Source organism: Pseudobacillus sp. 179-B 2D1 NHS (assembly GCF_045370945.1).
In the GTDB taxonomy this organism is placed as follows: domain Bacteria; phylum Bacillota; class Bacilli; order Bacillales; family Domibacillaceae; genus Pseudobacillus.
Map to the genome: position 1 here is coordinate 1 of NZ_JBIQDP010000003.1, position 2,582 is coordinate 2,582.

At 40.7% G+C, this 2,582-nt stretch carries 3 protein-coding genes and 1 pseudogene; 1 reads left to right on the forward strand and 3 read right to left on the reverse strand.

What is annotated here, in order from left to right; genetic code table 11:
- Together ACH0BF_RS03885 and paaK are read right to left on the reverse strand one after the other, a co-directional pair.
- Window positions 1-110, reverse strand: a pseudogene (locus ACH0BF_RS03885) (ferredoxin--NADP(+) reductase); the annotation flags it as partial.
- 35 nt (window positions 111-145) lie between these two features.
- Complete coding sequence (gene paaK, locus ACH0BF_RS03890; RefSeq protein WP_120034956.1) at window positions 146-1,474, reverse strand: phenylacetate--CoA ligase PaaK; 1,329 nt, start codon at window positions 1,472-1,474, stop codon at window positions 146-148.
- 453 nt (window positions 1,475-1,927) lie between these two features.
- Between paaK and ACH0BF_RS03895 the strand changes: the two genes are divergently transcribed.
- Window positions 1,928-2,380 (forward strand): PaaI family thioesterase, encoded by a 453-nt coding sequence (locus ACH0BF_RS03895; protein WP_406908886.1) that lies wholly within the window; start codon window positions 1,928-1,930, stop codon window positions 2,378-2,380.
- A 12-nt stretch (window positions 2,381-2,392) separates the two neighbouring features.
- Here the strand turns inward: ACH0BF_RS03895 and ACH0BF_RS03900 are convergent.
- On the reverse strand, window positions 2,393-2,582 hold a 190-nt coding region (locus ACH0BF_RS03900), incomplete at its 5' end, for a hypothetical protein (protein ID WP_406908887.1).

Consider the following 2,582-nt stretch of genomic DNA (forward strand, 5'->3'; position numbering starts at 1 on the left):
TCAATGATCTTGCAAGACATCTGTCTCATTCCCGCATAGAAAGCGGTGAATAATCCTACTGGCCCTCCCCCGATAATCGTGATGTCAAAAACTTGCTGGTTGTCAGACATTCCGTAATTCCTCCTTCAATCTAGTCATTCTCTTATTATACGCCGACCGTGTCGGAATTTCTCAAATCAACGATTCGGATTGCTTTTCCTTCTGATCTTGGAATCGCTTTAGGGATATTAAAGATTGTATTCATTGACACCAAACAGGTGGATTTCATCAAATGCTGGATTTCTTTTTTCATTTGCTGAATGCGCAAGTGGGACAAATCTTCTCCGATTTCTCGATACAATTCGCTCTCCACTTCTACATGAAGTTCTACGCCATCCATTGTGCCTTTTCTAACAAGGTGAATTTGATAATGCGGCACAAGGCCTTCAATTTGCAAAAGGACACGTTCGATTTCAGATGGGAAAACATTAACGCCACGAATAATGAGCATGTCATCTGTACGCCCTTTTACTCTAGACATTCTCACTGTTGTCCGTCCACATTTGCAGGTTTCTCTTGTAATGGATGCAAGGTCACCCGTACGGTATCGGATAATCGGAAACGCTTCCTTCGTTAAGCTCGTAAAGACAAGCTCACCGATTTCCCCTTCAGCAACCGGCTCAAGCGTATCTGGATTAATTACTTCAACGAAAAAATGGTCCTCTTGAACGTGCAAACCATCTTGTGCTTCATAACATTCAATAGACACGCCAGGCCCCATAATTTCGCTCAAGCCGTAAATATCAACCGCTTTCAAATTTAACGTTTCTTCGAGCTTAGTACGCATTTCTTCAGACCATGGCTCCGCACCAAAAATACCATATTCAATCGATGTATCTCTTGGGTCCTTGCCCATTTCCTGCATTTTTTCAGCAATATTTAAAATGTAAGAAGGCGTACCGCAAATGCCTCTTGGCTTAAAGTCTTCAATGACTGTAATTTGTCTTTCTGTGTTTCCTCCTGAAATAGGAACAACAGCTGCCCCAAGAGCTTCCGCCCCGTAATGTAGACCAAGACCGCCAGTGAACAAGCCATAGCCATAAGCGTTATGAAAAATGTCTGATTTCTTTCCGCCTGCCGCTACAATGGAACGGGCTACTACTTCACTCCACACGTTAATGTCATTCTGTGTATAGCCAACGACAGTCGGTTTTCCGCTTGTACCGGAAGATCCATGAATGCGAACAACTTCTTCCTGCGGAACAGCAAATAAACCAAATGGATAATTATCGCGTAAATCTTGTTTTTTTGTAAATGGCAGCTTAACAATATCATCTAAGCTTTTAATATCTTCCGGAGTGATCCCTAATTCTTCAAATTTCTTTTTATAGAATTCAACATTCTCATATACTCTTTCGACTGTTTTTTGAAGGCGTCCAAGCTGTAAACTCTCCATTTCAGAACGCGCCATTGTTTCAATTTGCGGATTATACATTGTGTAGCCCTCCAATTGCATAATATATAGCCTTTGTTTGAAAAATCCTTCTCGAAAACTCATAACGATTTTAATACGATGATTGGAATAATAGTAATATGTTTAAATTTTAAAATTTACGCAGCTTGTTGTCAATAATAATTTCTGAAAATTCATATTTGAACCTCTCATTTGTATATTCGTTTCATTCAGTTTTGTTATCGTTTTCAATCCTCCTCTTAAAGCGGCCCACATTAAGACAGAATAGTTCGAACTTTCGATTTACATAACGAGAAGGCTATGGTACTTTTATCTAAAGAATTTATAAGCCATTACTGGTTTAGCGTTTTAAAATCGTATGATGCTATTTTTCTAGATCATCCATCTATTCCTTACATAGCACTTTTTACTCAAGTGAAGCGTTAAAGCGGGAGGGCAGAACCAATTTAGAAAATTCACGGGAAGGTGATTAAATTGACTAGACAACTAGACGAGCAAGAAATCCATGCTGAACATTATGACCAGATTGTCGAAACATTCAAGCAGGAGCCGTACGCCAATCACTTAGGTATTCAGTTAACTGCGCTTGGCAAAGGAACCGCTTCGGCTGAAATGCAAATTGAAGACTATATGTTGAACTCTCATGGAACTGTTCATGGTGCTGTTATGTTCGCCATTGCGGATTACGTATTTGCAGCAGCAAGCAATTCTTATGGGAAAGTCTCTGTCGGCTTATCCACCAATATGAATTTTATGGCTCCTGGCCGCAAAGGAGCCACTTTAACTGCTACAGCCGTTGAAGAAAAGAAAACCCGGCGCATCGCATGGTATCGAATCACTGTTGAAAGTGAAGGAAATCTTCTTGCAACAATGGAAGCCACCGTGTATAGAAAAGACCAATACTTTGTCCCGGTGGATGAATCTTAAAAAGGAAGACTGTCAGAAAAAACTGGCAGTCTCTTTTTGTTTTGAAAAGTTTTCTTTACACATAAAACAATCTTTATAGACAGCTTGTCTTAAGGGGAGGCGATGGGAAAACAGATGGCCTCGTACAGGCGGCTTCGCTTTTATTCTATCCAGCTCCGCCTCCTTGGAGCTCGAGGTCATATGCCGACCTGGTTGTGTGGCT

Excerpts from the sequence above, each read along its gene's own strand:
- paaK (WP_120034956.1), bottom strand. The coding sequence starts at position 1,474 with ATGTATAATCCGCAAATTGAAACAATGGCGCGTTCTGAAATGGAGAGT.